The organism is Sphingobium sp. Ant17 (genome assembly GCF_000588875.1).
Lineage (GTDB): Bacteria > Pseudomonadota > Alphaproteobacteria > Sphingomonadales > Sphingomonadaceae > Sphingobium.
In genome coordinates this window covers 92,427-114,841 of the sequence record NZ_JEMV01000005.1, presented here as the reverse complement: position 1 = coordinate 114,841, position 22,415 = coordinate 92,427, and the positions used below count along the sequence as shown (strand labels likewise).

At 59.9% G+C, this 22,415-nt stretch carries 21 protein-coding genes and 1 pseudogene; 14 read left to right on the top strand and 8 right to left on the bottom strand.

Annotated elements, in window-relative coordinates; genetic code table 11:
- The 10 genes from BF95_RS04170 to BF95_RS04130 form a co-directional block, all read left to right on the top strand.
- Positions 1–1,318: TonB-dependent receptor (locus BF95_RS04170; protein WP_043149574.1), on the top strand; the 1,318-nt coding region annotated here is incomplete at its 5' end.
- Positions 1,319–1,378: 60 nt separating this feature from the next.
- A complete protein-coding gene (locus BF95_RS04165) occupies positions 1,379–2,308 on the top strand; it encodes a DUF7064 domain-containing protein (protein WP_051519841.1) in 930 nt (309 codons plus the stop codon).
- Complete coding sequence (locus tag BF95_RS27840; RefSeq protein WP_051519840.1) at positions 2,308–2,964, top strand: hypothetical protein; 657 nt, start codon at positions 2,308–2,310, stop codon at positions 2,962–2,964. Before BF95_RS04165 ends, BF95_RS27840 begins: the two co-directional genes overlap by 1 nt.
- On the top strand, positions 2,892–3,488 hold the full coding sequence (locus BF95_RS25470; protein ID WP_327195404.1) for a phosphotransferase: 597 nt from the start codon (positions 2,892–2,894) through the stop codon (positions 3,486–3,488). Before BF95_RS27840 ends, BF95_RS25470 begins: the two co-directional genes overlap by 73 nt.
- Positions 3,489–3,491: 3 nt before the next feature.
- A complete protein-coding gene (locus BF95_RS04155; protein ID WP_043149572.1) occupies positions 3,492–4,004 on the top strand; it encodes a hypothetical protein in 513 nt (170 codons plus the stop codon).
- A 34-nt stretch (positions 4,005–4,038) separates the two neighbouring features.
- Positions 4,039–4,968: a DUF7064 domain-containing protein gene (locus BF95_RS04150; RefSeq protein WP_043149571.1), complete on the top strand. Its 930-nt coding sequence runs from the start codon at positions 4,039–4,041 to the stop codon at positions 4,966–4,968.
- A 14-nt stretch (positions 4,969–4,982) separates the two neighbouring features.
- Positions 4,983–6,155: a phosphotransferase family protein gene (locus BF95_RS04145; protein ID WP_043149603.1), complete on the top strand. Its 1,173-nt coding sequence runs from the start codon at positions 4,983–4,985 to the stop codon at positions 6,153–6,155.
- 3 nt (positions 6,156–6,158) lie between these two features.
- Positions 6,159–6,665, top strand: a complete 507-nt coding sequence (locus BF95_RS04140) for a hypothetical protein (protein ID WP_043149569.1) — start codon at positions 6,159–6,161, stop codon at positions 6,663–6,665.
- On the top strand, positions 6,662–8,089 hold the full coding sequence (locus BF95_RS04135) for an MmgE/PrpD family protein (RefSeq protein ID WP_043149567.1): 1,428 nt from the start codon (positions 6,662–6,664) through the stop codon (positions 8,087–8,089). Before BF95_RS04140 ends, BF95_RS04135 begins: the two co-directional genes overlap by 4 nt.
- Before the next feature lie 22 nt (positions 8,090–8,111).
- Complete coding sequence (locus BF95_RS04130) at positions 8,112–9,206, top strand: Zn-dependent alcohol dehydrogenase (protein ID WP_043149602.1); 1,095 nt, start codon at positions 8,112–8,114, stop codon at positions 9,204–9,206.
- Between the two features lie 155 nt (positions 9,207–9,361).
- Here the strand turns inward: BF95_RS04130 and BF95_RS04125 are convergent, their stop codons facing one another.
- The 5 genes from BF95_RS04125 to BF95_RS04115 form a co-directional block, all read right to left on the bottom strand.
- Positions 9,362–10,702 (bottom strand): IS1380 family transposase, encoded by a 1,341-nt coding sequence (locus tag BF95_RS04125; protein ID WP_043149566.1) that lies wholly within the window; start codon positions 10,700–10,702, stop codon positions 9,362–9,364.
- Between the two features lie 61 nt (positions 10,703–10,763).
- A complete protein-coding gene (locus BF95_RS26075) occupies positions 10,764–11,879 on the bottom strand; it encodes a rhamnan synthesis F family protein (protein ID WP_081764027.1) in 1,116 nt (371 codons plus the stop codon).
- 219 nt (positions 11,880–12,098) lie between these two features.
- Positions 12,099–12,590 carry a hypothetical protein gene (locus BF95_RS27230; RefSeq protein ID WP_152542549.1) on the bottom strand — a complete coding sequence of 164 codons (492 nt, stop codon included), beginning with the start codon at positions 12,588–12,590 and terminating at the stop codon, positions 12,099–12,101.
- Positions 12,591–12,791: 201 nt separating this feature from the next.
- Complete coding sequence (locus BF95_RS27225) at positions 12,792–13,424, bottom strand: class I SAM-dependent methyltransferase (RefSeq protein ID WP_161774215.1); 633 nt, start codon at positions 13,422–13,424, stop codon at positions 12,792–12,794.
- Positions 13,425–14,116: 692 nt separating this feature from the next.
- Positions 14,117–15,025 carry a sugar kinase gene (locus tag BF95_RS04115; protein ID WP_043149563.1) on the bottom strand — a complete coding sequence of 303 codons (909 nt, stop codon included), beginning with the start codon at positions 15,023–15,025 and terminating at the stop codon, positions 14,117–14,119.
- Between the two features lie 186 nt (positions 15,026–15,211).
- Here BF95_RS04115 and BF95_RS04110 point away from each other — a divergent pair, with 186 nt between their 5' ends.
- A complete protein-coding gene (locus tag BF95_RS04110) occupies positions 15,212–17,176 on the top strand; it encodes a hybrid sensor histidine kinase/response regulator (RefSeq protein ID WP_043149561.1) in 1,965 nt (654 codons plus the stop codon).
- A 148-nt stretch (positions 17,177–17,324) separates the two neighbouring features.
- Positions 17,325–18,203, top strand: a complete 879-nt coding sequence (locus tag BF95_RS04105) for an alpha/beta fold hydrolase (protein ID WP_043149560.1) — start codon at positions 17,325–17,327, stop codon at positions 18,201–18,203.
- Here the strand turns inward: BF95_RS04105 and BF95_RS04100 are convergent.
- On the bottom strand, positions 18,198–19,130 hold the full coding sequence (locus tag BF95_RS04100; RefSeq protein WP_043149558.1) for an NAD(P)H-dependent flavin oxidoreductase: 933 nt from the start codon (positions 19,128–19,130) through the stop codon (positions 18,198–18,200). The two genes, BF95_RS04105 and BF95_RS04100, sit on opposite strands and share 6 nt — an antisense overlap.
- A gap of 138 nt (positions 19,131–19,268) precedes the next feature.
- On the opposite strand from BF95_RS04100, the pseudogene BF95_RS04095 reads away from it, so the two are divergent.
- A pseudogene (locus BF95_RS04095) lies at positions 19,269–20,311 on the top strand (hypothetical protein).
- Positions 20,312–20,375: 64 nt separating this feature from the next.
- Here the strand turns inward: BF95_RS04095 and BF95_RS04090 are convergent.
- Positions 20,376–20,726 (bottom strand): DUF2794 domain-containing protein, encoded by a 351-nt coding sequence (locus tag BF95_RS04090; protein WP_043149557.1) that lies wholly within the window; start codon positions 20,724–20,726, stop codon positions 20,376–20,378.
- Entirely contained in the window at positions 20,726–21,439 is a 714-nt protein-coding gene (gene epsC, locus BF95_RS04085; protein WP_043149555.1) for a serine O-acetyltransferase EpsC, read from the bottom strand. The genes BF95_RS04090 and epsC overlap by 1 nt, the downstream gene beginning before the upstream one ends.
- A gap of 167 nt (positions 21,440–21,606) precedes the next feature.
- On the opposite strand from epsC, the gene BF95_RS04080 reads away from it, so the two are divergent.
- Positions 21,607–22,380 (top strand): sulfite exporter TauE/SafE family protein, encoded by a 774-nt coding sequence (locus tag BF95_RS04080; protein ID WP_043149553.1) that lies wholly within the window; start codon positions 21,607–21,609, stop codon positions 22,378–22,380.
- Positions 22,381–22,415 lie beyond the last annotated feature (35 nt).

The following is a 22,415-nucleotide window of genomic DNA, read 5'->3' as shown; positions in this document are numbered from 1 at the left end:
GAAGAATGRTGGGTATATTCGGTCTTTTAGTCAGGAATTCCGGCTGGCTAACGACCCGCGCGGTGCGTTCCGTTGGGTACTGGGTGCGAACTATGAGGACAGCACGACGTTTTTTTTTTTTTTTGAGGACCAATTGCTGCGATATTTCGATAACTCAAATTACAATCCAGCGACTGCCTATATCAATGGAAGCGAGGTCAACAATAAGCAGAAGATCAGAAACTATGCCATATTTGCCAGCGGTGAATATGATATTGCGGAGAAGCTGACCCTGAAGTTGGCAACGCGCTACACAAATTCTCGTATCGCAGATGAAAATTGCGGGTTCACGATTCCCGGTGGAAATGTTGACAAGCTATTTGGAACACCGACGCCAACGGCCTGCTACACGTTCGATGCTGCTTTTCGAAATGGCCCACCCATCCTGCAAACGCTAAAGGAAGATAATGTGTCTTGGCGGGCAGGCATCGACTACAAGATGACCGACAGCAGTTTGCTCTATGCGAACGTGTCTCGCGGGTACAAGGCAGGCAGCTTCCCAAGCCTTGCCGCCGCTACTTCCAAAGCATTGAAACCGGTCACCCAGGAATCGGTCACGGCCTATGAAGCGGGTATCAAGACGGAATTTCTCGACCGTGTCATCGGTTTGAATGCTGCGGCATTCTACTATGATTATCGCGACAAGCAGATCCGAGGGAAAATCATCGACAACCCCAATATTTTCGGTGCGCTCGACACGTTGGCCAATATTCCCAAATCGACAATCTATGGCTTTGAAGCGGACTTGACGATCCGCCCGACCCGTGGGCTTACGATCAACGGCGCGCTGACATATCTGAAGTCAGAAATTAAAACCGGTCCTGTTTCACCGTATAATTTCGATGTTTTCGGCCGAACCGACTCCTTTGTCGGCGATGATCTGCCTTTCACGCCGAAATGGTCGGGCGTCATCAATGCCGATTACCGGCACGAAATGGCCAATGGTGGTTCGGCCTTTGTCGGGGTCACGACCAATATCCGGTCGGCCAGTGATGCCGTGCCGGGCGGCAGTCGCATAGAGTTTCCAAGCCGCGCGGCAGAACCCAATTCCGCGTTGCGGGCAGGTATCGTCCACCCGTTCCAGAATAACAGCTATGCCACGGTCGATGCACGCATAGGCTATGAAGGCCCCAACGGCTCGTGGCGCATCATGCTCTGGGGCAAGAACGTCTTTAACGAATATTACTGGACAAATGTAATTGCGTCGGCGGATTCTGCCGCCCGCTTTGCCGGTCGCCCTGCAACCTACGGCCTGACAGTCGGATTCAACTTCAAATAATTGCCGACGCGGCTGCCTGTCCGGCGGCCGCGTCCTTTTTTTGCCGTGTATTGAGGTAAGATGATGGAACTCACCACCGCCACCATGACCGCAAATTGTGAGCGCTATATTCCCAATCCGGCGATTCCGAAATGGAACCAGAGCTATTATTTCAACTTCTATGACCGCAAGGCGAAGCTAGGTGGGTTCATCCGTGTCGGCATCATGGAAAATCTGGGCGAAACCAATGGTTTTGCTATTTTCTTCAAAGATGGAAAGCCGCTATTCACGCGGGTGAACATGCAGTTGCCCTACACGTCCGACCGGCTCGACCCCGGCCTGGAGGTCGCAGGCGTGCGGATGGAGGCGACACAATCGCTCCAGACCTGCCTTATCCGTATCGACCTGGAAGATTTCGGCGCGGACCTGATATGGGATCTGCGCTTCCCGATGGGCGACAGCATCGTCCCCAGCACGGAAGGCGACGACGCTATCGCGCGCGAACTGGCCTATATCCATCTGGAAGGCACCTGCAATGTCACCGGCACGGTGCGTCTGCGCAGCGGGGAAGTCATCACGATCGACGATAGCGGTTTCCGCGACATAAGCTGCGGGCCGCGCAACTGGGCCGGGGTGCAGCATTACCGCCTTGCTTGGCCGATCTTCGACAATGGCATGGCCTGCGTCGCGGTCCACGCCATCACCGAACATGGCCATAGTTATCAAAAGATCCTGCACGACGGAAAGCGCTGGCACAATATCGGCCGGGTCGAAGAAACGATCGAATTTGAAGACGACGATATGGGCTTTCGCCATGTCCATTGGAAGGTGTGGGATGAGGACGAAAAGCTGTGGGAATTTACCGGCACGCCGCTGTTTCGCTGGCAATTCCCGTTCGACACGTTCGTGATGGTCGAACAGATGATGGAATATCGGCTGGCCGACGGGACGATCGGCTATGGCATGGGCGAGGGCGGGTTTCGCTTTCCCTGGGAAGGGAATGGCAACTGATGTCCGACACGCTTGACGCCCCGTCGATAGATAGCGTCGACATCTGGGACCGCGATGACATGGAGCCGCGTATTCGGGACATTCTCGACCGGACCGTGCGCGACCGTATAAACGGTCCCTATGCGGCGAAAACCGAAGCGCAGGTCGTCGCGATGCTGGAAAACTACTTCGCGGTCACTGAGGGGCTGGAGGATATCGCCATATCCGACGTTGCGCGCATGGCGGGCGGCGCGTCGAAGGAGCAGTTCGCGTTCATCATACGGCACAGGGGCGATGCAACGGGCGAGAAGCTGGTGCTGCGGATGGACCCGCTGGAGGCGATCGCCCAGACCTGTCGCGGACGCGAGGCGCAGGTACATGTGGCGTTTGCCGACATATTGCCGGTAGCGTCGGTGCGCAGCGTGGATGCCAACGGCGATATACTCGGTCAGCCAGCGATCATTCTGGGTTTCGTCAACGGCGTGACCGAACCGACCCAGGGCACCGGACACGGCGTTTCGGGCATCGGCACGCGCTATGATGAATGGGCGGCGAAGTTGACGCCGCAATTTATCGACGCGCTGGCACAGGTCCACAGGTTCGATTGGCGCGCCGCCGATCTACCGATTTCGCGGCGCCTGAACCGGGCACGCGACAGGCGGCGATTTGGCAGGTGAACTGGTGGTCGCAGGTATGGTGGGACGGGGTGGTGCAGCCGGTCGCCATGGTCACCTATGCCGAACGCTGGCTGCGCGAAAATGCACCGATCTGCGATCAGCCGGTAATGTGCCACAGCGACCTGCGGCTGGGCAATTTCATGTTCGAGGAGCCAAGCGGCAAATTTACCGCCGTGCTGGACTGGGAACTGGCGCATATCGGTGATTTTCACGAAGATATTGCCTGGGCCATCCAGCGCCTGTTTGGCACATGGACCGACGATGGCATTTTTCTGGTGTGCGGGCTGATCGCGCGGGATGAATTTCTGCGTGCCTATGAAATCGCGTCGGGCAACCGGATCGACCCGGTCAAGCTGCGCTATTATGAAGTGCTGAACGCCTATAAATGCGCGGTGATTGACTTGGGTCAAGCGATGCGGGCGGCCACCGAAAGCAATAATCACCAGGACATCATCCTGACATGGCTGGGTTCGGCAGGGGCCGTCTTCCTGGAACAACTCGTCACGCTCATTCGGGAGGCCTGATCCATGCTGCCCAATATCGACCTGCGTATTGCCAATATGATGAAGGCGCTGGAACAGGTGATCCTGCCCGCCTTGCCGCGCGAACAACGGCTGGCACGCGATCAGGCTATGCTGGTCGTCGGCCAGTTGCACATGATGAGCCAGCAATGGAAATCGGCGTTGCGTTACGAAGCGCTGTCGCTGGACGAACTGATCGCGCTGGCCCGCGCATTGGCCAGCGATGCGCCCGCGTCGATCGGCGCACCGCTGGAAACCGCGCTGGCCGTGGCGCAGGCGTGTGACCGCACCAGCATCGCTGCGCTCGAGCAGGCCAGCATCGCCTTGGGCCATGCCGTGGATGCGGCCATATTGGGCGGGGCGGAGCATCTGCCCCTTTCGCAAGCCGCAATCGACGCGGTGCTGGATTATGCGCTGCGCCACGCCCGGCGCGAACGGACCTGGTTCAAGGCCAACCAGCTGGACCCCGACCAGGGCGACTTGCCCGACATAGAGGCGATGCTGACCGCCGCCGACTGACGATAATGACAGGCCATGGAGGGAGTTGCTTGCGATGCCGGACATAACCCAGAGTTTTGCGGATTTCCCTGTCAGGAACGCCTACCGGCACAGGCTGAACGAAGATGGCCGGGAATCGGCCACGCACCAGTTCGTGCTGCCACAATATGGCATTGCCGGATTCTATTATCCCACGGTACGCGCCAACGGCCATGCCAAGGGGCGGCTACACCTGTTCGGACCCGGCCTGCCAGCGCCGATCGAGGAAGATGTCGAACAGATGGTGTCCGACGACATGGATTTCGACGACTGGCGCTTTGGCCCGTTGCTGATGGCCGTGCGCGAACCGTTCAAGACGATCGACCTGGGCTGGGTCAGCGATCGCATCCAGTTCGAAGGGCAATGGACCGCCATGCACCCGCCCTACGCCTTTAGTTCCCATCCCAAGGGCAATCCGCCCTATTATGGCGACGATCGCACCGAGCAGCATGGCATCATCAAGGGCAATCTGCGCGTTGATGGGCGCGACTATCCGCTCAAGGATTTCATGATCCGCGACCATAGCTGGGGACCGCGCGTCTGGGGTCTGAACCAGCATTATAAATGGTTTCACGCGACCACCGCGAACGTCTCGGTGCATTTTTTCGAAATGATGTCGTTCGGCAAGGTCGAAACGCGCGGATATCTTTTCAAGGATGGCGTCATGCGGCACGTCGAGGGCATCGACTATGCGATCGATTATGATGCCGACATGATGCACGATCGGTTCCGGGTGACAGTGACCGACACTGACGGCCGTTCGGTATTCGTCGATTGCCAGGCATTCGCCAAATATCAGCTCGACCTCGACCCGGTAGTGTTGCTGAACGAATCCGTCGTGACGGTGACGATCGATAGCGAAAAAGGCACCGGCTGGTGCGAATTCTGCTGGAACCGCGACTATCTGAAATTCGCCAAACCCTATGTCGAGCGTTTCGCCTGGTGATGGAGGAGGCCGCCATGAAAACCCGGCGCGTTCGCGACAGCGACGTGGACATATGGGATCGCTCCGAGATGGAGTCGCGCATCCGGCACATATTGGAACGCACCGTCCGCTTGCGCTCTACCGGTCCCTATCGCCCCAAGTCCGATGCGCAGGTCACCGCGATGCTCACCGGCTTCTTTGCGGCCAAGGGGTTGGAGGAGATCGCGATCAGCGATGTCGAACGCATGTCGGGCGGCGCGTCCAAGGAACAGTTTGCCTTCACCCTGCACCACAGGGCCAGCGTGCATCCTGAACGGCTGGTGCTGCGCATGGACCCGCTGGAGGCGATCGCCCAGACCTGCCGGGGACGGGAGGGGGAGATCCAGCGGATCATGGGCCACCATATGCCGGTCGCGCCGGTGCGCTGGTTCGACGCCGATGGCGACCTGCTGGGGCAGCCCGCCGTCATTCTGGAATTTGTGCGCGGCGTGACTCAGCCCAGCGAAGGCGGCGCGGCGGGCGTGTCGGGCATGGGCGGACGTCTGGGCAGTTTGATCGATCGGCTGGCACCACAATATATCGACGCGCTGGCCAAGACGCACCGTTTCGACTGGTCGCGCGCGCATCTGCGCTATTTCGATGCACCGTGCGGGGGCAGCAATCAGGCGGCGATCTGGCAGGTGAACTGGTGGTCGCAGGTGTGGTGGGACTGCCTGGTCGAGCCGGTGCCGGTGGTGACGCTGGCCGAACGCTGGCTGCGCGAACATGCGCCGGTGTGCGACGCGTCGATGCTGGTTCATGGCGATTTGCGCATGGGCAATTTCATGTTCGAGGAACCCAGCGGCCAGTTCACTGCCGTTCTGGATTGGGAACTCGCCCATATCGGCGATTTCCATGAAGATATCGCCTGGACCATGCAGAAACTGTTTGGCGCATGGGGCGATGATGGCCGCTTTCTGGTCAGCGGCCTGCTGACGCGCGAAGATTTCATCACCCGCTATCAAACGGCATCAGGTAACCGGATCGATCCGGTCCGGCTACATTATTACGAGGTGCTCAACGCCTATAAATGCGCGGTCATGGACCTGGGGCAGGCGATGCGCGCATCGGTTGCCAGCAATAATCATCAGGAGGTCGTGTTGACCTGGCTGGGGTCTGCCGGGGCCGTATTTCTGAACGACATCATACAGTTGATACGGAGGGCTTGAGCGATGTTACCCAGTATCGATCTGCGCATCGCCAATGTCATAAAGGCGCTGGAGCAGGTCATCCTGCCCGCGCTGACCCCGCGCGAACGGCTCGCCAGGGACCAGATCAACCTGTGTATCGGCCATTTGCGGATGATCGGCGAACAATGGCGCTGGGCTGCCGCGTTCGAGGGCGGGTCGTTTCACGCGATGATCGCGCTGGCCAAGGCGATGCAGCCGTCGGTCGACCCGTTCTACGCCGATGAACTGGCGGCGGCGATCGTGTCGGCGAAGGCGATAGAGGGGCGCGATCTGGCGGCAGTGGAGCGTGGCATCGTGGCGCTGGGCGGCCTCATCGACCGTATCATCTTGGGCGAGGATGGCCAGTTTCCGCTGGCCTCCGAACTATGGGACGCGGTGCTGGCCTATGGCGAGAGGCAGGCGACGCGCGAGCGGACATGGTTCGCGGCGACCGGGCTTGACCCTGACCGGCGCGCATTGCCCGACATTGCGGAGATGATGACCCGATGAAGCATGAAAACCCCGTCCTGCCACAGGATGATCCCGCAGGATTGTTGGCGCAGATGGTGGCGCATACCCGCTATGAGGGTATTCCCGCCGACGTCATCGACCTGGCCAAGCGTGCGATCCTGGATACGCTGGCCGTAACGGTCGCAGGATCCGGCTGGGAAGTCGCGCCCGCCATCGCCGATCAGGTAGCGGAATGGGGAGGAGCGCCGCAGGCGCGGGTGCTGGTGCATGGCCATGCGGTGCCTGCGCCCATGGCCGCGTTCGCCAATGGCGTGATGGCCCGCGCCATCGACATGGGCGATGTTCATGAAACCGGCGGCCATGTTACCGAATGGAATGTCCCGGCGATGCTGTCGGTCCTGGGCATCGCGCCGGGGCCGGTTAGCGGGCGCGATTTCCTGACCGCTTATGTGACCGGCGCGGAAGTGGGCGTGCGTGCGAGCGCGGCGCTGAACCTTGTCCGTTATCACACAAATTGGGGGATGCCGGGCGAATGGAACGGCCCGCTATGCGCGGCGGCATCGGTCGCGCGTATCCTGGGGCTGGATGCGGACGAGACATGGAATGCGATGGGCATGGCCTATACTGTCCATGGCATGTCGGAATATAATAAATATTCCGAAGGCACGCAGATGGCGCGGGTCCAGCATAGTTTTGCGGGCGATACCGCAGTCAAGGCTGCGTTGCTGACGCGGCGCGGGGTCACGGCTCCGCGCGGTATCTTTCAGGGCGTACCGAGCGGCATATTGCGCCATATCGCGTGGGACGATGTGCGGCCCGAATTGCTGACCGACGGGCTGGGCACGCGCTGGCAACTGGCCGAGGGGCTTTCGATGAAACCCTATTCGGCGTGCAAGTTCACGCACAGCTTCATCGCCAGCACCGCGGCGATCATGCAGGGCGAAGGGCTGGACTGGCGCGACATCGACCGGATCGATTGTGTCGGCAGCAACAGTTCGCGCATGACTTTCGAACCTGCCGACGCAAAATGGAACCCGCGCACCGTGGCGCAGGCCATGTTCAGCGCGCCCTATACGATTGCGACGGCAGCCATGACCGGCGGCTTTTTCCTTCAGGATCTGCACGCCGATCTGATCATGGACGATGCCCGCCGCGCGCTGATGCAGCGGGTGCATATCCTGTGCGATCCCGATCACACCGACCAGTTCGAAGGGTTCAGCGTTGCCATCACGATGCAGGACGGTCGGCGGTTCGGCCACGTGACCCCCTATGTAAAGGGGCATAGCCGCAACCCGATGACGTGGGACGACCTGGCCGACAAGCTGGCCCGCTGCGCGCCCTTTGCAGCGATAGCGTTGCCGCAGGCCAAGCTCGACCGGCTCATCGCGCTGTGCCGCGACATGGAGCAGGTCGATGACATGACCGCGCTGATCGATTGCCTGACCCCCTCTCACCCCGTTTGACCTTTCCCCCAAGGAGATTATGATGAAAGCCGCGATACTCAACGCGCTCGATGGCACGTTCCAGATCGAGAATATCGACATTGACACGCCGCGCGGGCGTGAGGTTCTGGTTGAGGTCAAGGCGTCGGGCCTGTGCCATTCCGACCTGCATTTTGCCGAACAGGATTTCGGCGTGCCGCTGCCCGCCCTATTGGGGCATGAACTGGCCGGGGTCGTCCTGGCGATCGGCCCGGAAGTGCGCGAATTTGCCGTGGGTGATCATGTGGTGGGATCGCTGATCCAGTTTTGCGGCCATTGTCGTGCCTGTATCGGAGGCAAGACCTATCAATGCACTCATCCCGAAGAAACGCTGCGCGACGACCCTGAACACGCCCACCGCCTGACCCGCAACGGAGAGGGGGTGGCGCAGGTGTTCGGCACCGGTGCCTTTGCCGAACGCGCGCTGGTGCATGAAAATCAGCTGGCCATCGTGCCCAAGGAACTGCCCTTCGCCCAAGCGTCGCTGCTGGGGTGCGGCACGATCACCGGCGCGGGTGCGGCGATCAACACCGCGTCGGTCCGTCCGGGCGATACGGTTGCGGTCATCGGCATCGGCGGGGTCGGGCTGAACGTGATTTCGGGCGCGCAACTGGCCGGGGCCGCGCGGATCGTGGCGATCGACAGGCAGCCCAAGAAGGAGGAACTGGCGCGCCGGTTCGGGGCCACTGATTTCATCGATGCGTCGGCGGGCGACAGCGTTGCCGCGCTCCAAGCGCTGATCCCCGGCGGCGTGGACCATGCGTTCGAAGTGGTCGGCATCAAGGCGACGTCTGAACAGGCAATCAAGATGGTTCGCAAGGGTGGCGGCGCCTATCTGATCGGGGTCCACGCGCCGACCAGCACAATCGACGTCAATGTGACGGTCGATCTGCTGACCAATCAGGTCGATCTGCGCGGCGTTTATATGGGGTCATCCAATATCAAGCATGACATACCGATGTATGCCCGGCTCTATCTGGAAGGAAAACTCAACCTGGACGATCTGATTTCGCGCGAGATCAACTTGGCCGACATCAATGAGGCCTATGAGGAACTCAAAGGAGGATCCATCGCCCGCAGCGTCATCACATCTTTCTAGCCCGGAAAATTCATGTGACTTGGTGCCGTAGCGCAGGATTGACGGTTTGAACCTTCAACAGTCGCAGGGGATCACGCCCTTCCCGGGGGTGATGTTCGTGTGTTGAAGCTTGCGGGTGACGGGGACGAGTTCGATTTGACGGGCTTTGCCCGCGCTCAGGTGATCAGACGGGGTATCCGGTCGAGCGCGACCTGAACGATCTTCTGGTGTGGGCACGGTGTGGGCCATTGGATGCGGATCATCGTTTTCAATTCTGTGACGCGTGCGGCGATCTTGATGAGGCGCAGACGCAGGGTGTCGAACTGCGCAGTGCGCCAAATGGAGCGCTTGGGCATGGCGGCGCGCAGGCCCCACATCAGCCAGTAGGCCCCGGCGTGGAGGAACAGGCGAAACTGGTTGGCGGTGGCTCTGGTGCAGGATGTACGGTCAGCGGCGAGGTGGGTTTTCCAGGATTTGATGTGGTTTTCCGCCTGGCCGCGTCGGCAATAGACCTGTTCATACAGCCAGCGCGGTGAGCCCTTTTTGAGATTGGTGACGATAAAGCGCGTGTCCGCGCCCTGCTCGCCAACCTCGATGCGGGCGATGATGCGCTCGACACGGCTCCAGCTTCTGGCGCCGTCATGGAAGGATTTGAAGCGGCGGGTCTTGCCATCACCGGGTGCGGCCTCAAACCGTGCCTTTGTGCTGGCTTCCAGATCGGTGATGTGGCGGCGCAGAGTTGATGTGGGCGCCACGCCCAGAATGAAATCGTGCCCGCCCGCCCGGCACCAGTCGATCACTTCGGGGCAGCAATAATGGCTGTCGCCGCGCAGCAGGATTTGCGTTCTGGGCCAATGGCTGCGGATCGCGCGCAGCAGCCGACGCAGGAAAGCCCTGATTTCCTTGCCACCGGGCCGTTTGGCCGGGCGCAGCACGGCGGTGATGAAGCGTCCCTCGCCATCGAACACGACAATGGGCTGGAAGCCATATTCATCGTGATGAGCGTTGAACAAGCGCAGTTGCTGGCCGCCATGGACAGCGTCAAAGGTATCATCAATGTCCAGGATGATCCGTTTGGGCACGGTACCGAAGGAGCCGCAATATTGGTCGACCAGTGCCCGCCCCATTCCCAGCAACGCGCGCGTGTCGGGCAGGTTCTCCAGCCTTGAGATCGTCGGCTGCGAGCACAAGGCGTGACCCGAAGGAGCCACGTCCAGCGCCATCTGGAACATTGGATCATGGCGCAGGCTGGCGGCGTCGTTGCCATCTTCATAGCCCGCCGCGATCATCATCAGGCGAAACCGGATCATGTCGGCCAGGCTGTGAGTAATACGATCGGGCGCGCGCGGATCCTTGATGCAGGCCGCAAGCCGATCAGCAACACCAAGGCGCTCCTCAACTTCACGCAGCAGCACCAGACCGCCATCTGAGGAGAGCTGGCCGCCGTCGAACCTGGCGTCTACACGCTTGCCCGAAACAGGTGACAAACCGGCCAGGGGCAGCGTAGGATCGTCCATGGCGGGTGTCGCTCTCCAGAAATAACGGTGATCGGCTTTAGCAACCAAATCATACGTTAAATCATAGTGTTATGCCACATCCGCCAACCCTAGGTGAATTTTCCGGGCTAGGACAGCCTTGATCGGCGATAACTCCGTGTTTAAAATTGCGCGAAACGGCCACCACGCCGAACATGCGCTCAATGCAGTGCGCTAGCGTACCATCCGTCTGACCCTCCTCCAAGGGAAAATCCTCCCATTCGAGGTCGGCGCTTAGAATCGGCAGTATGGCATCTGTCCGAGCCCAGAACATCGAGCCTGCGGGAAAGTCAAAATAATTATCAGGTATATTTTTTAAGCCAAACCGACTCGACCACGCCTGAGCAACACCTTTGTTTGCTAACCAAGTATGTGCCATGTAGGGTAAATTATAAAAGCTTTGAGGATATATAATTCCGTAGCGAGAGTCCTTGAGTTCATTCAAAATATAGTTGATGCGCTTCTTTGACGGAAATAGCCCATCGATGATGTACTGACGCCAGCCGTCCGTAGCCCCTTTATTGTATAGAGATTTCTTGGTATGCAAATGCGCTACAACGTCGTAGGTGGCAAGTAGCGGACCAAACTCTACGACGAACGGCGCAATATCGCGCCCCCTGTTTGGAACAATACGAACGTCGACACGATCTAACTTTGCAATTCTAGAAAATCCGACAAGCGCCTCTTGACGCGTTGATTCATCAGGTACCGAAATATAAAGGTCAAATTTAACTGGCATTCGGTTTAAGGATATCGCTATCTCTTCAATTAAGTTTGCATAATAAACATGCACTTGAATAGCAATTGATTGTGATTTTGGCGCATTTTCGGCCTCGCCTAAATTGATCAGGTCCGCGTGCGCATGCTTTCCATGCACTCGCCTATAGTCTACCTCAAATTTAATTCGCTCGTATCCAGTTTTTACTGGATGACCTTTTATGAGATTCAGAAGTTCGTCAGGTTTCAACGCTCGGCCAGTAAACGCATCAAAGTTAGCAGACGGGCGTCGACCAATCCTTTGTCCCAACCAAAGATAGTGGTAGGCCGGATCCATAGTAGATATTTTCACGTCAGGATATTCATGCCGGTACCAAGCGCTATCGAACTGGCTCCATTTTCTGACAATATCTATTTGCTCTTGACTGAACTTCAACTTCATTAGCTAGACCTCCTGTATAAGTAGCGTGCAGCCGAAGAAGCTCGCGCGGCATCGGGGTGATCGCCCCTCTCAGTAAGGGCTAAGAATGCAGTGGAGCCGACAAGACCGCTCGAATGTCGGCAAGTTACAACAAAGCTCTAAAGCGTAGTGCTGCCGATTGGTTTTCCGACCAGAGGCACGGCACCCGTTCGAAAACGGTCATTCAGCAATTACTCCGCCTCACTCTTGAGAACGAAGGTCATTCACCCGCCCTTCCCGCATTCCATGACGAACGTAATGGAATAAAGGATCCTGTCCAGAATTTGCTACGTCTGGGTAACGTGAAACATAACGCTTAGCGTCAAACAGATTTTTTCTAAGTATTCTCTTGTGAAAGAGCTTACGCTGTATTGGAGGTATAAGCATAAACCACCAAGCGGGCCTACGTAGAAATAAAACGCTGAGCGAGACCAGCCAATCTATATCATTTTTTTGTCGTTGCTCAGCCAGTTCACTTGCGTGTAACAGCTTTGAAACAGCCGAAATTTCAGTATCGCGCCGGGCAAGACTTTCTTCCAATCGCTTTTTTTCATCTGTAAGGGCCCTCAAGCGCGCTTCCAAATCATCAACGCGATTTTGAAGCGGAGGGGCGTCCAGATAAAACTGGGCTGCCCGTTCATTGGCGATGCTCTGGTCTTTGAAACCAAGCCGCGATCCCGCAAGATTGAGCACGTGCCATAACTTTAGCCTTGCACCGTGAAACGATCTAAATGCGATTGGAAATCGCGGCCTTATGGGTTTCGCAGTCATTGTTCACTCGCCTCAATGTGCCCGTACAACCCTATAAATGGTGTACGGTGCAGCAGCAAGCGCTGCCTCTGCGGGATATTAGCTGGAACCAAGCGCAGGGAGCACCCCCCAGCCATGACGCCGTCACCTCGGCTTGCGCGCGGTGATCGGCAACCCCTCATGATGTGGCGGAAAAATGCCGTAAGCGGGCACCGACTGATCGAACACGGAAATGTCGACGAAACCAGCAGCCGCCAAATGCTCAATCACGGATTGGCGCGAAAAGAAACGCATCTCCACCGTCGTTCCGGGCCCCCCATGAAAGACCAGGCCGTCGTGCAATTCATAGCCGCCCGCATTTGTCCGCCCTACGAGCAACCATTCGGCATCGAAGTCTAGCAGCTTGAAATCGCGAACGTTTGGAAAATGCTCGGTGGTGTCGGTTCGTTCATCGAAGGGCACCGTCAGCACAATTACGCCACCAGGACGCAACACTGCGAATGCTCCATTGAATGCGTGCTGTACCGGTGAAGGAACGTGTTCGAACACGTCGCTGGAAATGATGAAATCGTTGGTCGAAATCCACTCTGTTCCGGGATTGCAAATGTCGAGTCTAGGATCGGTGTGGTAGAAAGTGTTAGTATAATTGAACGATACGCCAAGTCGGTCAGCAAGAATGTCCGGATCGCTCAACCCGATACCGCGAATTTGACTAGCTTTGAAGCCAGGCAGTGACCGTGCCGATCCGAACAGATTCGTCGTCAGGCAATAGACCAATTGCCGAACCCTGACGGACGATCCGCAGGTGGAACAGGATGGCGTCTCCCGCCAGTCGCCATCAGGGCTGAAAACATTGTGCGCACCGCATAAATTGCATTGGAATCTCGCGTCTAACATTACACCCTATCCTTGACTTCCGGCCGGTTGAAAGCTTCGACCCAAATCTATGAGACACGATTTTTGCATCCACTCGGCTGTACGGTAAAACCCCAAAGTCACAATTAGTCCATCGTTTTGCCAAGCGGTGGGCTTCGTATCGGTTGAGGTTTGCCGCCAGCGTGCATACTGAATGACGTCGGGGTAAACTAGACCAATGAGACAGCAGCGGTCTTGGGGTTGTAGATTTAGCCGCCGCATGTCTTCTTCGTCGACGTCAAAGGCGTGCATTGTATTAGCGGCTACAAGGCGGCTATCCCGGTGATGCTCCAGCCGTCAATTGCGACGCAAGAGTAGCATAACAGACAAATCCGACGTCAATCTGCCTAATGGGTAAATATCGGCTATAACTGGTCGTCGGACTATGAGCGGCAGTAGCGGCCTGCTGGATCTAAACAGTGTTCACCGTAACCAAAGCAATTGGGGGTATGATTGGGGGTATTCTAAAAATCGATGTGCAAGAAAACGGCTAAATTCCTTGAATATCGAGGTAATTCGCGGTTCCCCTCACCCGCTCCACCCACCCCATTAGCTTAGTAAGGCGCGTCGGCGTCCTTTGCCGGGATCGCGCCACGGCGGCCGATATTCCACCCGGCCAGCCGATGCCCGGCCAGCGCAGCATCCAATGGCGTCGCGCCGCCCAGTCGCGCGTGCAGATAGCCGCCGTTGAAGGCATCGCCCGCGCCGCTCGAATCGATCACGTCCAGCGAGCGGGGAATGGGGACGACCTGACCATCGACCAGGCAGCCATCGCCTCCCAGCTTGACGATGATCTCCCGCCCCGCGCCTGCCCCCCAACGGGTCGCGGCATCCTGCGCATCATCCGCCTCGCCCATCTCGACCTCGTCCGCCAGAGTCGGCAGGCCGATATCGGCGAGCGCGATCGCCCGGTCGCGCCAGTGCCGCGCAGTGGCGGCATCGTCCCACAAGCGCGCGCGGTAATTGCCATCGAAGGCGACCTTGCCGCCGCGTGCCCGCACCGCCGCGCACAGGTCCAGCAACGCCTCTCGCCCCTCATCGGGCAGGATGGCCAGTGTGATCAGCGAGAAATAGAGCAAGTCCGACTGCGCCGCCGCCTCGACCATTGCCGCGCTGCCGGGCAATACGAACATCCGCCGCGCCGCCGCATCGCTGCGCCAATAATGGAAGCTGCGCTCGCCGCTCGCATCGGTCTCGATCGCATAGAGGCCCGGCAGCCGATCGGCAGCGCGCAGCACCAGCGAGGTATCCACACCCTCGGCTTCCCATGCCGCGCACAGGTCGGCGCTCATCGGGTCGCTGCCCATCGCGCTCGCCAGCCGCACCGTGTCGCCCGATCGGGCCAGATGCACCGCGGTGTTGATCACGTCCCCGCCATAACGCAGGTTCCAGCTGTCGCTCGCCCCCCGGCTCAGTTCGAGCATCGCTTCGCCAATCACCGTGACCGTCACACCCGCGCCCATGCCCACATCCTGTCCTGTCAAACCCATCAATGCCGGGGCGTGGTGGCGCAGAGCAACCGCGCAAGTCAAGCCGTTGCGCTGGCGTGCGGCACGTTTCCACCGATGGGGAACGAAGACCATGCTTTTGACGTTTGCCTGAAGGCAAAAGGATGACGCCATCATGGTGACGTCCTGATCGGGAACGGAATGAATAAGGGTCTATCCGGCTATACGGGCAACCGCTTTGAACTGTTGGTTCAGAGCGTGACGGATTATGCGATCTACATGCTCGATATCGACGGCGTGGTGATTAGCTGGAACGCGGGCGCGCAACAGTTCAAGGGCTATACGGCTGACGAGATTATCGGCCAACATTTCTCGCGCTTCTACACGCCCGAGGACCAAGCGACGGACATTCCCGCGCTCGCCCTATACACCGCCTACCATGACGGCCGGTTCGAAGCCGAAGGCTGGCGCGTCCGGAAGGACGGCTCGCGCTTTTGGGGCAATGTCGTCATCGATCCGATCCGCGACACGCAGAACGGCCAACTACTGGGCTTTGCCAAAGTCACCCGCGACCTGACCGAACGCCGCGCCGCGCAGGAAGCGCTTCGCACTAGCGAGGAGCGGTTTCGCCTGCTGGTGGAAAGCGTCACCGATTATGCCATCTATATGCTCGATCCGGTGGGCACCGTCACCAGCTGGAACATGGGAGCCGAACGCTTCAAGGGCTATAAGGCGCAGGAAATCGTCGGCCAGAATTTTGCGCGCTTCTATTCCGAGGAGGATCGGATGGCGGGCCTGCCTTCGCGTGCTTTGCACACGGCTAAAAGCGAAGGCCGGTTCGAGGCGGAAGGTTGGCGTATCCGCAAGGATGGATCGCGCTTCTGGGCCAATGTCGTCATTGATTGCATTCGTGATCCGCATGGCCACCTGCTCGGCTTTGCCAAGGTCACCCGCGACCTGACTGAACGGCGCGAATCGCAGCAGGCGCTCGACGCGGCGCGTGATGCCATCATCCAGACGCAGAAGATGGACGCGATCGGCAAGCTGACCGGGGGCGTGGCACATGATTTCAACAATCTGCTCGCCGTCATCGTCGGCAGCCTCGACTTGGCACGGCAACGCATGGCGAGCGGCGCGGACATAAGCCGCTATCTCGACAATGCGATGGCCGCGGCCGAACGTGGTGCCACCCTGACGCAACGCATGTTGGCGTTTGCCCGCAAGCAGGAATTGAAACTGCAAAGCGTAGATGCAGTGGCGCTGGTGCTCGGCATGGCCGAACTGCTGCAAAGCACGATGGGCGGTGCCATCGACATCGAAACGCGCTTCCCCCTGTCGCTCGCGAGCGTTCATGCAGACCCGGTGCAACTTGAACTCGCCGTCCTGAACCTGGCGGTCAATGCGCGCGATGCCATGCCCAATGGCGGCCACATCATCATCGCGGCACAAAATTGGACGATCGAGCCCGGCGACCGACCCGACCTTGCGCCCGGTGCCTATGTCGAACTCACCGTCGCCGACAAGGGCGAGGGCATGGACGCCGCCACGATCGAGCGCGCGCGCGAACCCTTTTTTACCACGAAGGGCGTTGGCAAGGGTACGGGCCTTGGCCTCTCCATGGTCCATGGCTTCGTCCAGCAATGCGGCGGATCGCTCACCATCACCAGCGAACCCGGCGAAGGTACGACAGTCTCGCTCTGGCTACCGGTGTCGCAGGCCAGCCCCGCCGCCCAAGCCATGGCCCCCGTCGATTACAGCGATAGCCTAAGCGTCCCACTGGTCATCCTCGCTGTGGACGATGACGCACTGGTGCTGACGAACACGGCGGGCATGTTGGAGGATCTGGGCCATACCGTCTTTCAAGCGTGCAACGCCGCCGAAGCCTTGCGCATGCTCGAACAGGGGGATGTGGATCTGGTGGTGACGGATCATGCGATGCCGGGCATGACGGGCGCGCAGCTTGCCGACACGATCGACCGGATACGGCCGGCACTTCCGGTCATCATCATCACCGGCTTTGCCGAACTACCGCCCCATGCCAGCCGCCGCCCCCGCCTCGACAAACCCTTCCGTCAGGCCGAACTGGCACGGATCGTGGCCACGGCAGGTCACGCGGCCGCCCTTGCGCGCATTGCCCACGTCGTGCCGCCGACGGAGGGCGAATAAGCGATCTGTAACCGGCCGGCCTACCACCAACAGCGCCGAAACATGGGAAAATCACAAGAGTTTAGTCGCTCCGCCCTTGCAAGCAGGATGGAGTTCGCCAAAGGGGGGTGGCAAACGCCCAACCTTCCCCTCCGGCCAGCAGGACTGCATGGACACGCCCACCGCCCTGACCCCGACTTCGCATTTCTTCACATCGCTGCGTACCCGGCTCCACTATCTGGATTGGGGCAATAGCGCCGCGCCGGTGGTGATCCTGGTCCATGGCGGCTTCGATCATGGACGCAGCTGGGACTGGACAGCGCGCGCGCTGGCGAAGGATTATCATGTCATCGCGCCGGACCTGCGCGGCCATGGCGATAGCGCCTGGTCGCTGGACGCCTCCTATATGATGGCTAATTTTGTCTATGACCTGGCCCAACTCGTCGATCTGCTCGATCGTGCGCCCGTCACCATCGTTGGTCATTCGCTCGGCGGGTCGATCGCCCTGCGCTACGCCGGACTGTTCCCGGACAAGGTGCAGCGCGTCGTTGCGATCGAAGGGCTTGGCCTGTCGCCTGACCGGCTGAAGGAGAAGGCCGAGGAGCCTGCCCTCGACATCTGGCGGCAATGGATCGACACGCGCCGCGCCAACGCCCGCCGCACACCCAGACGCTATCCCACGATCGAGGCCGCGATCGGCCGTATGCGCGAACGCAACGAGCAACTCTCGGTCGAACAGGCGCTTCACCTCACCATCCATGGCGTCAACCGGAATGAGGATGGCAGCTTCAGCTGGAAGTTCGACCCTTATCTCAGCAGCGCCGCGCCGCAGGCTGGCTCGGACGCGGACCTGCCCGATTTCTGGTCGCGCATCACCTGTCCGACCCTCCTGTGCCTGGGGCAGGATAGCTGGGCCTCCAATCCGGCAAAGGACGGCCGGATGGCGCATTTCGCCGATGCCCGCCTGGTCAAATTTCCTGATGCCGGCCACTGGCTGCATCATGACCAGTTCAACCGCTTCATCGAAGAGCTGCGCGCCTTCCTATGAGGTAAAACCATCGATCGCCGACCGATATTGCGTCTTCAACTGCGCGATGAAGTCGGCGGCGGGCTGCACCTGGTCGATCGCGCCGATCCCCTGGCCACACCCCCATACGTCACGCCACGCCTTCTTGCCGCCACCGGTCATGCTGGCAAAGTCCATGTCGGTCGCCTTGGGCAGATTGTCGGGGTCCATGCCCGATGCGACGATGCTGGGCCGCAGATAATTGCCATGGACGCCGGTGAACACGTCGGAATAAACGATGTCGCCTGCGCTGCTGTCCACGATCATCTGCTTATAGCCCGCCTCCGCATTGGCCTCGGTCGTGGCGATGAAGGGCGACCCCATATAGCCAAGATCCGCCCCCATCATCCGCGCCGCCGCGATCGCGCGTCCAGTCGCGATCGACCCCGACAGCGCCAGCGGCCCGTCGAACCAGGCGCGGATTTCCTGCACCAGGGCAAAGGGCGATAGCGTACCGGCATGGCCGCCTGCCCCCGCCGCGACCGCGATCAGGCCGTCAGCGCCCTTCTCGATCGCCTTCCTTGCGAACCGGTTGTTGATGACATCGTGCAGCACGATACCGCCATAGCTATGCACCGCCGCATTCACCCGCTCCTGCGCGCCGAGCGACGTGATGATGACCGGCACCTGATATTTGACGCACAGGTCCAGATCTTCGTCCAATCGGCTATTGCTCTTGTGGACAATCAGATTGACCGCGAACGGCGCATCTGCCGCCGTCAGTTCCGTACCCAACCGCTGCAACCAGCTTTCGAATACACCAGAAGGTCGCGCGTTAAGCGAAGGGAAAGCGCCGACAATTCCAGCACGACACTGGGCGATCACCAGTTCGGGCTGCGATATGATGAACATCGGCGATCCGATCAGGGGCAGCGACAGGCGGCCTTCGAGCGCAGACGGCAGGGACATGGACGGGCTTTCCTCTCTGTTTTACCCCACCGCGCTATCATCGCGCAGCGTCCCGAAAAAGCGCAAAAGGAACTGTGTTGATAGAATAATACAGTTGTGGTAGGTCCATCGCTCAGAAACCGATGTGGGAACTGGACGATGTATAGCGAAGGCGACTTGCAGGATGCCGTTACGGCAGGCGTCCTGTCTCCGCAGGCTGCACAGGCGCTGCGCGATCATGTCGCACAGTTGCGCGCCAGCCCCGTTGTCGATGAAGAAAATTTCCGCCTGCTGACCGGCTTCAACGACATCTTCGTCGCCATAGCCGGTATCATCCTGCTCGTCGCGGTCGGCTGGCTCGGCAACAGCGTGCGACTCGGCGCGGCGGAACACCACCCTTCCGTCATGTCGGGCGCGCTGGTCGCGGCGGTCAGTTGGGGTCTCGCGGAATATTTCACCCGGCAACGGCGCATGGCGCTGCCCTCCATTCTCCTGCTCGCGGGCTTTGTCGGCGGGGTGCCTTCGCGCTGGGCGCTTTGGCGGGACAGCTATTTCCTGACGCCGGTGACCGAGAGACTTCGCTGATCATATCGGGCGTCGCGGCCTTCAGCGCGCTGGCCGCCTGGATGCACTGGCGGCGCTTCATGGTGCCGATCACGGTCGCGGCGGGCGCGGCCTCCGCCGCTGGCGTCGTCGCAGGCCTCGTCCTTGCTGCCTTCCCCGGCGATATCAGGCTGGCCTATCTGCTGCTGCTGGTCGGTGGCCTTGCCATCTTCGCGCTCGCCATGCGCTGGGACATGAGCGATCGAACACGCACCACGCGCCGCGCCGATGTAGCCTTCTGGCTGCACCTGACCGCCGCGCCGATGATCGCCCATTCGCTGTTCAACCTACTCGGCGTGTTCCGGGGCGACGACATCAGCATCGGCAAAGCGGTCGTGGTGATCCTGCTCTACATCGCCTTCGGTCTGGTCGGCCTGGCGGTCGACCGGCGCGCGCTGCTTGTGTCCAGCCTCGCCTATGTCCTCTTCGCCCTCTACGCCCTGTTCAAGCAGGCTGGCGCGGTCGAACTATCAGCCGCCTTCACGGCGCTGGTGATCGGTTCGTCGCTGCTGCTGCTCTCGGCGCTCTGGCACCATGCCCGCATGCTGGTGGTGGGCGCCTTGCCGCCGTCCCTGACCAACCGCCTCCCCTACGCTTAATCCATCCCCCTCCCGCCAGCGGGGTGGGCCAGCGCAACGGGCGGGCGCTCCACTGACTTCCGCCTTACCCCTCCACGACCCGCAGCAATTTCCGCTCGACCGGGGCCAGCACATTCTGCAAATCCTGTCCGCGCTTGAGGATTTGGCCGCCCTCTCCCACCAGCACCCACATGCCTTGGCGATGGCGCAGCGCGGGGTGTTTCTCGATGCGATATTCGGGTCGCTCGGCGGTACGACGAAAGGCGCTGAAGATGGCGGCGTCCCGCCCCATGTCCATCGCATAGTCGCGCCAATGCCCGGCCGCGACCATTCGGCCGTACAGATCCATGATCCGCTGCAACTCCAGCCGTTCGAACCCTATCTGGCGCTCGCCCGGCCCCGTTCCTGGATGGGGAAACGGCGTCACATTGGTCATCAGGCCCGGTCGCGCTCCTGAAACAGCGTGGCTTCATCCGGCAGGGACGGCCGCTGCTTTTCGACCATCAATTCGGCCAACCGCTTCTGCAACTGTTCGACTTCGCACTGAAGCAGTTCCAATTTCTGCTTTTCCGGATCGAAACAGTCGGAACAGGGCGTGCCATAGGGCATGAAATCGCGCTGATAGGCCGTGACATCCACCAACATGGCACGCGCCGGAATGCCGACCATGGTCGCGCCTTCGGCCACATTCTTGGTGACAACGGCATTGGCGCCGACGCGCGCCCGCGCGCCGACGGTCACCGGCCCCAACACCTGCGCGCCCGATCCGATGATCACGCCGTCGCCCAGCGTCGGGTGCCGCTTGCCCGCAATGCCGTTGGCAGGATCGGTCCCGCCCAACGTCACATTCTGGTAAAGCGTCACATCGTCGCCGATCTCCGCCGTCTCGCCGATCACGGTAAAACCATGGTCGATGAAGAAGCGTTTGCCGATCTTCGCGCCGGGGTGAATGTCGTTACCCGTCAGGAAGCGCGACAGATGGTTGACCAGGCGCGCGAGAAAATAGAGTCGCGCACCATAGAGGCGATGCGCCACGCGATGATAGGCCAGCGACCAGACGCCCGGATAGAGCAGGATTTCCGCGCGGGAGCGGGGCGCAGGATCGCGGCTTTTCACCGAATCCAGATAGGAAATAAGATTGCGCAGCATCGACGCGCCCCTGCCTGATAAAAACTAGTCTTTCCCCAATATAGAGGAGGGCCACCCTTTTTTCCAGTGACGCCCGAAAGAGCCGGTATCGGCCGCCAAACGGGAACTTGCTTTACCTCCGCCGATATGCCTATCATTATGGTAGAGAATAGGATCAGGGGACAGAGATGATCGACGCCTTCATCGCCAATTTCGGCGACATTTTGCCCTTCATCCTGATCGGATTCGGCGCGCAGATGATCGATGGCGCGCTCGGCATGGCCTATGGCGTGATTTCCAGCACCCTGCTGCTGGCGCTTGGCGTGCCCCCCAGCCGTGCCTCGGCCAGCGTCCACGCCGCCGAAACCTTCACGACCGGCGTGTCGGCGATCAGCCATATCCTGCACAAGAATGTCGATTGGCGATTGTTCGCACGCCTCATCATTCCTGGCATCGTCGGCGGCGTGGCCGGTGCCTATCTCCTCTCCAATATCGACGGGGCGATTATCAAGCCCTTCGTCCAGGTCTATCTCGCATCGATCGGCGTCTATCTTATCTGGCGGGGCTTTCACCTGCCGCCCAAGGCGCGCGATCCCAAATGGGTAGCCCCGCTGGGTCTGGTCGGCGGCTTCATGGACGCGACCGGTGGCGGTGGCTGGGGGCCGGTCGTCACGTCCAACTTGCTGCTGCAAGGGGCCAGCCCGCGCCATACCATCGGCACGGTGAACAGCGTCGAATTCATCCTGACTCTCTCGATCAGCATCACCTTCCTATTCCATCTCGGCTGGGAAACCTTCACCACCTATACGGTCGGATTGCTGATCGGCGGCGTGGTGGCGGCTCCCTTCGGCGCGATCCTCGCTCGCCGCGTCGCCCCCCGCGTCCTCTTCACGGCGGTAGGGATCATTCTGACCCTGACGTCGCTCTTTGGCGTCGCCAAATGGCTTGGATTTATCGGCTAAGGAACTTATATTCGGGTTTCTGATCGAGGAAGCCG